A 6381-nucleotide genomic window follows, 5' to 3' on the forward strand; every position below is an offset into this window, starting at 1 on the left:
AGGTGCTGCCGGGCTCCGCCGACCGTTCCTATGGCATCCAGGTCGCCAAGCTGGCCGGCCTGCCGCCCTCGGTCGTGACGCGCGCCAAGGCGGTGCTGGCCAAGCTCGAAGCCAACGACCGCGGCCAGCCCAAGACACTGATCGACGATCTGCCGCTGTTTGCGATGACGGCCCGCGCACCGGCCGAGGCCGCGCCGCCGAGCGAGGCGAAGCAGCTGATCGAGGCCGTCAAGGCGCTGCATCCGGACGAGATGACCCCGCGCGAAGCGCTGGACGCGCTGTACGCCCTGAAGGCCAAGCTGCCACAATCGTAGGATGGGTTGGCTCATGCAAACCCATCCTACGAACTGAACCGCACCCGATCACGAAAAATGGCCGGGACAAGCCCGGCCATTTCGACAATCAACTCATTGAAAAGACTTATTTCTTGGCCGGCGCCGGGGTTGCGGGCTTGGCCGCATCGGCAGGCTTCGCCGCATCCGCCGGCTTGGCGGCATCCGGCTTCGCAGCCGCGTCGGGCTTGGCGGCCGGCTGATCCAGCCGCTCGATCTTGGCGGCCTGGCGCAGCTTGCTGACGTAGTCCGACTGCGCCTTGCGGGTGACGTACTGCTCGATCTGCGCCTTGACCTGATCGAAGCTCGGCGGTTTGCGGTTGCGCTTCTCTTCGACCTTGATGATGTGCCAGCCGAATTGGGTCTTGATCGGATCTGAGATCTTGCCCGGCTCCAGCGCGAACGCCGCGGCGGAGAATTCCGGCACCATCTGGTCCTTGGTGAAGAAGCCGAGGTCGCCGCCGTCGGACGCACCCGGGTCCTTGGACTTCTTCTTCGCCAGCTCGGCGAAGTCGGCACCCTTCTTCAGCTCTTCGGCGACCGCCTTGGCCTCATCCTCGGTCTCGACCAGGATGTGGCGGGCGTGAACTTCCTGCTCGCCGGAGATCTGCTTGGCGGCTTCGTCATAAACCTTCTTCATCGCCTCGTCGGTGGTCGCGGCCTTGCCTTCGGCGGCGAGCACATCGTCCATCAGTAGACGGTTACGGGCGAAATCCAGGCGCTTCTTGAAATCCGCGTTGTCCTGGATCTTCTTGTCCTCGGCAGCCTTGGCGACGATCTTCATGTCGATCAGGAAGGCGAGTACATTTTCCTTCCGGGTCGCGGGATCGAGCTGGGCGAGGCTCGGGCCGAGCTCCTGCTCGGCAAGGTCGACGTCGCTCTGGCGGATTTCGGCGCCGTTGACCTTGGCAAGCACGGGGTTCGCATCCTGGGCGCGCGCAGCCGGCGCGGCCAGCAGCGCAAATGCGAGACAACCTGTCACAGCCGCGCTGATGAGGCCGGCGCGCAGGCCGGATGAGACTGCGTTGGACGCAGGTGTCATGGAAAATCCTTGTCTTGAAAGCCGGGGTGTCGGGGCGGCGGAACAGTCACCCAATCGCGGTGCCTTGGCAACGCGAAAACTCTGTCAAAATGATGAAATCCTTGAAAGGCGGGCGCGTTGACAACCCTCAGGCCCAGCCATATCTGTGCCGCCACAGGCTCGGGTCGGGCGGTCGTCGCGCGACCGCACCCTGGGCAGCCGGCCCTCGGATTGCTGGATTACCAATCATTTCGCGCGCGCACCTGTATCCTGATAGGTGCCTGAGCGTCACGATGAGTTGATAGTGGCTCGAGCGAACGGCATCAAGGCTGCGAAGTCACACCGCAACAACAGGAAGCTGGCATGATCGGCGCGCTCGCCCGCAAACTCTTCGGCTCCGCTAACGACCGCAGGGTCAAGGGCTACCAGACGCGGGTCGCCGCGATCAACGCGCTCGAACCGGAACTGGCCGCGCTGTCCGACGAGGCGCTGCGCGCCCGTACCGCTGAATTCCGCGCCGAGCTCGCCAACGGCAAGACCCTCGACGACCTGCTGGTACCGGCATTCGCCACCGTCCGCGAAGCCGCCAAGCGCACCCTCGGCCAGCGTCACTTCGACGTTCAGCTGATCGGCGGCATGGTGCTGCACGAGGGCGACATCGCCGAGATGAAGACCGGCGAAGGTAAGACCCTGGTCGCGACGCTCGCCGTGTACCTCAACGCACTCGCCGGCAAGGGCGTCCACGTCGTCACCGTCAACGACTACCTCGCCAAGCGCGACTCCGGCTGGATGGGCCAGATCTACGGCTTCCTCGGCATGACCACCGGCGTGATCGTGCACGGGCTCGACGACGCCCAGCGCCAGGCGGCCTATGCCTGCGACATCACCTACGGCACCAACAACGAATACGGCTTCGACTATCTGCGCGACAATATGAAGTACCGGCTGGAGGACATGGTCCAGCGCGGGCACAATTTCGCGATCGTCGACGAAGTCGACTCGATCCTGATCGACGAAGCCCGCACCCCGCTGATCATCTCCGGTCCGCTCGACGACCATTCGGACTTCTACAACACCATCGACACCTTCATCCCGCGACTCGACAAGTCGGACTACGACGTCGACGAGAAGCAGCGCACCGTGACGCTGACCGAAGCCGGCATGGAGAAGATCGAGACGCTGCTGCGCGACGCCGGCCAGCTTCGCGGCGAGTCGCTGTACGACGTCGAAAACGTCTCGGTGGTGCACCACGTCAACCAAGCGCTGCGCGCCCACGCGCTGTTCCAGCGCGACAAGGACTACATCGTCCGTAACGACGAGGTGGTGATCATCGACGAATTCACCGGCCGCATGATGCAGGGCCGGCGCTATTCGGAAGGCCTGCACCAGGCGCTGGAAGCCAAGGAACACGTCACCGTCCAGCCGGAAAACCAGACGCTGGCGTCGATCACCTTCCAGAACTACTTCCGGATGTACGACAAGCTCGCCGGCATGACCGGTACGGCGGCCACCGAGGCCGACGAGTTCTTCGACATCTACAAGCTCGAAGTGGTCGAGATCCCGACCAACCTGCCGATCGCCCGTCTCGACGAAGACGACGAGGTGTATCGCACCCAACAGGAGAAGTACGCCGCGATCCTCGCCGAGGTCGAGCGCGCCAACAAGCGGATGCAGCCGGTGCTGGTCGGCACCGCCTCGATCGAAAAGTCCGAGGTGCTGGCCGAGTATCTGAAGAAGAACGGCTACAAGCAGATCGACTTCACCGACCCGAAGGGGATGGATAAGCTGTACGCCGCCGCTCGCGCCGGCAAGCCGGCCAAGCTGTTCGCGGTGCTGAACGCACGCTTCCACGAGCAGGAAGCCTATATCGTCGCCGAGGCAGGCGTGCCGGGCGCGATCACCATCGCCACCAACATGGCGGGCCGCGGCACCGACATTAAGCTCGGCGGTTCGCTGGAGATGCGGATTCAGCAGGAAGCCGCGCACATCACCGACGAAGCCGAGCGGGCGGCGAAGATCACCGAGATCAAGGCCGACATCGAGCGCTTCCGCGACATCGTGCTGAAGGCCGAGGACGAAATCGAAATCGAGCCCGCCAAGGGCAACAAGCCGGCCAAGACTGCCAAGCGCCCCGGCGGCCTCTACATCATCGGCTCCGAACGTCACGAGAGCCGCCGTATCGACAACCAGCTGCGCGGCCGTTCCGGCCGTCAGGGCGACCCGGGCCGCTCGAAGTTCTTCCTGTCGCTGGAAGACGACCTGATGCGGATCTTCGGCTCCGACAAGCTGGACACTATGCTGACCCGCCTCGGCCTGAAGGAAGGCGAGGCGATCATCCATCCGTGGATCAACAAGGCGCTGGAAAAGGCGCAGCAGAAGGTCGAGGCGCGCAACTTCGACATCCGCAAGAACCTGCTGAAATTCGACGACGTTCAGAACGACCAGCGCAAGGTGATCTTCGATCAGCGCATCGAGCTGATGAAGGAAGACAGCGTGGCCGAAACGGTCACCGACATGCGCCACACCTACATCGAGGACCTGGTCGCCAAATACGTGCCCGAGCACGCTTATGCGGAGCAGTGGGACGTCGCCGGGCTGAAGGCCGAGGTCGAGCGCGTGGTCGGCCTCGACATTCCGGTCGACGGATGGGCCAAGGAAGAGGGCATCGCCGACGAAGAGCTGATCACGCGGCTGGAGCGGGTGTTCGACGAACACATGGCCGCCAAGGTCGGTCAGTGGGGCGCGGACGTGATGCGCTACGCCGAGAAGAGCATCCTGCTGCAGACCCTCGACCATCTGTGGCGCGAGCATCTGGTGATGCTCGATCACCTGCGCCAAGTGATCGGCCTGCGCGGCTACGGCCAGCGCGATCCCTTGCAGGAATACAAGTCCGAAGCCTTCAATCTCTTCCAGGAGATGAGCTCGCACCTACGCGAGGCGGTAACGGCGCAGCTGATGCGGGTCGAGATCATTCCGCCGGATCAGCCGCAGGAATTGCCGCCGATGGAGGTCCACAAGATGGACCCCGACACCGGCCAGGACGAGATGGCGCTGGCCAGCGTCACGCTGGCGCCCGCACAAATCGCCGACAAGGCGGACCGCGATCCGAACAAGCCCGAGACCTGGGGCAAGGTCGGTCGCAACGAAGACTGCCCGTGCGGAAGCGGCAAGAAGTACAAGCACTGCCACGGCCGTTACGCCTAAGCGCCGCCAAGCAGATCGAGACACTCAGCAATGCCCGGCCTCACCGCCGGGCATTTTGCTGTTTGCTGTCTGGAAAGTCGGCCGCCGCAGCGGTCATTCCGGGGCGCGCAGCAAAGCTGCGCGAACCCGAAATCCAGAAACTCTTGAAATCGTGCTGGTGCCCAGCCCGGCGAGATTCCGGGTTCGCTCGCTGACGCGAGCGCCCCGGAATGACTGGCCGATGGACTTTGAAGAATAAGAGCGAGCCGCCTCAGCGGAACGCCGAGAACCGGCTGTCGAACGAGTTCGACGATACCACCGGCGCGCCGCCGGAGATCATGCCGGACGGCCTGGCGGGGGCCGACGAGGTGGTTTCGGCATCGACGCTCGGCTTCAGCGGCGGCCGTGACGCGGCAGCCTGCTTGGTCTCGGCAGCCTTCGGCGCGGCGCCTTGCGGACGCGGCGCCGGCTCGTGGCGCGCCGCGGTGCTAGCCGGCGCGGACGGCGCCGGCCGGGCGGCCGCGGTGGATTCGCCAGGCTTGTGGCTGCCGGCGAGCAACCCGCCGATGTCATCCTTGGAAGCCGAGGCGACCCGCGCCTTCGCGGCGGAGGCATTCGATTCCGCCGGAGCAGCGACCAGCAGATTGTCCGAGGGACGCGGCGGATTGACGGTCGGCGGAATGGTGCCGGGCGCGCGGTCGAACGAGGCGACCGACAGCGACTTGTCCTCGGGCACTTCCGACAGGCCGGTCGAGGCATCCGGAATCTTCGAGGCGAACACGTGGTTCATGCCGCCGTCGATGCCGGTGTTCAGCCGGGCCACCGGGGTGCCCTTGGCGACCAGCTCGGCGATCTTGATGTTGTCCTGCTTGTCCTTCTCGCGCACCGCCTCGGCGATGTCGGGACGGATCTCGTAGGTCGGACACTTGGCCGAGGCGTTGAACTGCAACGGCCTGCTCGAGCCGGGCGGCGGCGCGGCATCGAACACGTATTTATGCTCGCAGAAGTCGACCTTCGGCTCCTGCCGGGTGACTTCGAAATGGTCGTAGCCTTCCTTCAGCATCTTCCAGAACGGCATGTTCGGGTTGTTGCGATGCTTGGCGAAGTTCACCGGCGTCATCTTGAACGGATAGGCCTGCAGCTGGAACGCGCGCTGGCCGCCGAAGAACGACTCGCGCCCGAGCGCGTAGATCTCGGCGATCTGCTCGTCGGTCATCGCGTAGCAGCCGCGCGACGAGCAATCGCCGTGCACCATCAGCTGCGAGCCGGTGCGGCCGAGCGACTTGTCGAACGCGTTCGGATAGCCGGTGTTGAACGACAGATAGTACGAGGACTGCGGGTTCATCTGGCCCGGAGAGATCGAATAGAATCCCTCGGGTGCCTGACGATCGCCTTCGCGGATCTTCGGCCCCAGATCGCCGGACCAGCGGCAGATCGGATAGGACTTCAGCAGTTGGAAAACGCCGGTGCGGTCCTGCTTCCAGACCTCGAGCTCGGCTTCCTGCTTGAACAGTCGCACCAGGATTGGCGACTGCAGGTCCATGTTCTTTTCCTGCATCGCCGCGACCAGCTTGGGCGGCACCGGCTGGTTGGCCTTGGCATTGGTCGCCAGCGCCATCTGATCGCTGTTGCAGCCGGCGAGCAAAGGCATCGTCGCGAGCGCAGCTGTCAGCATCAGCGCGCGTACAAGCGGGCTTTTCGTCACCACGAAGCTCCCCCGACGACCGGCAAACCCGCACCCCACATTCGAGCTATCCAGTCGTCCAGCTTCCGCGCGGCCAGCTCCGGCACCGGATCTTGCAGGATCCAGCGGATTCGACCGCTCGCATTTACCAAACTCTGCAC

General features: G+C 64.5%; 3 protein-coding genes and 1 pseudogene. 2 read left to right on the plus strand and 2 right to left on the minus strand.

Annotated features, from left to right (window positions below; translation table 11 throughout):
- A pseudogene (locus DYI24_RS18740) lies at window positions 1–314 on the plus strand (DNA mismatch repair protein MutS); the annotation flags it as partial.
- A gap of 106 nt (window positions 315–420) precedes the next feature.
- Here DYI24_RS18740 and DYI24_RS18745 read toward each other — a convergent pair.
- On the minus strand, window positions 421–1374 hold the full coding sequence (locus tag DYI24_RS18745) for a peptidylprolyl isomerase (RefSeq protein ID WP_164573385.1): 954 nt from the start codon (window positions 1372–1374) through the stop codon (window positions 421–423).
- Window positions 1375–1716: 342 nt separating this feature from the next.
- Here DYI24_RS18745 and secA point away from each other — a divergent pair, with 342 nt between their 5' ends.
- Window positions 1717–4557, plus strand: coding sequence for a preprotein translocase subunit SecA (secA, locus tag DYI24_RS18750; RefSeq protein WP_164573386.1), 2841 nt, complete (start codon window positions 1717–1719; stop codon window positions 4555–4557).
- Between the two features lie 250 nt (window positions 4558–4807).
- On the opposite strand, the gene DYI24_RS18755 is transcribed toward secA, so the two are convergent.
- Window positions 4808–6241 (minus strand): L,D-transpeptidase family protein, encoded by a 1434-nt coding sequence (locus DYI24_RS18755; protein WP_164573387.1) that lies wholly within the window; start codon window positions 6239–6241, stop codon window positions 4808–4810.
- Window positions 6242–6381: the final 140 nt, after the last annotated feature.

Origin of the sequence: Rhodopseudomonas sp. BR0C11, from assembly GCF_010820945.1 — a bacterium.
Taxonomy (GTDB): Bacteria; Pseudomonadota; Alphaproteobacteria; order Rhizobiales; family Xanthobacteraceae; genus Rhodopseudomonas; species Rhodopseudomonas palustris_H.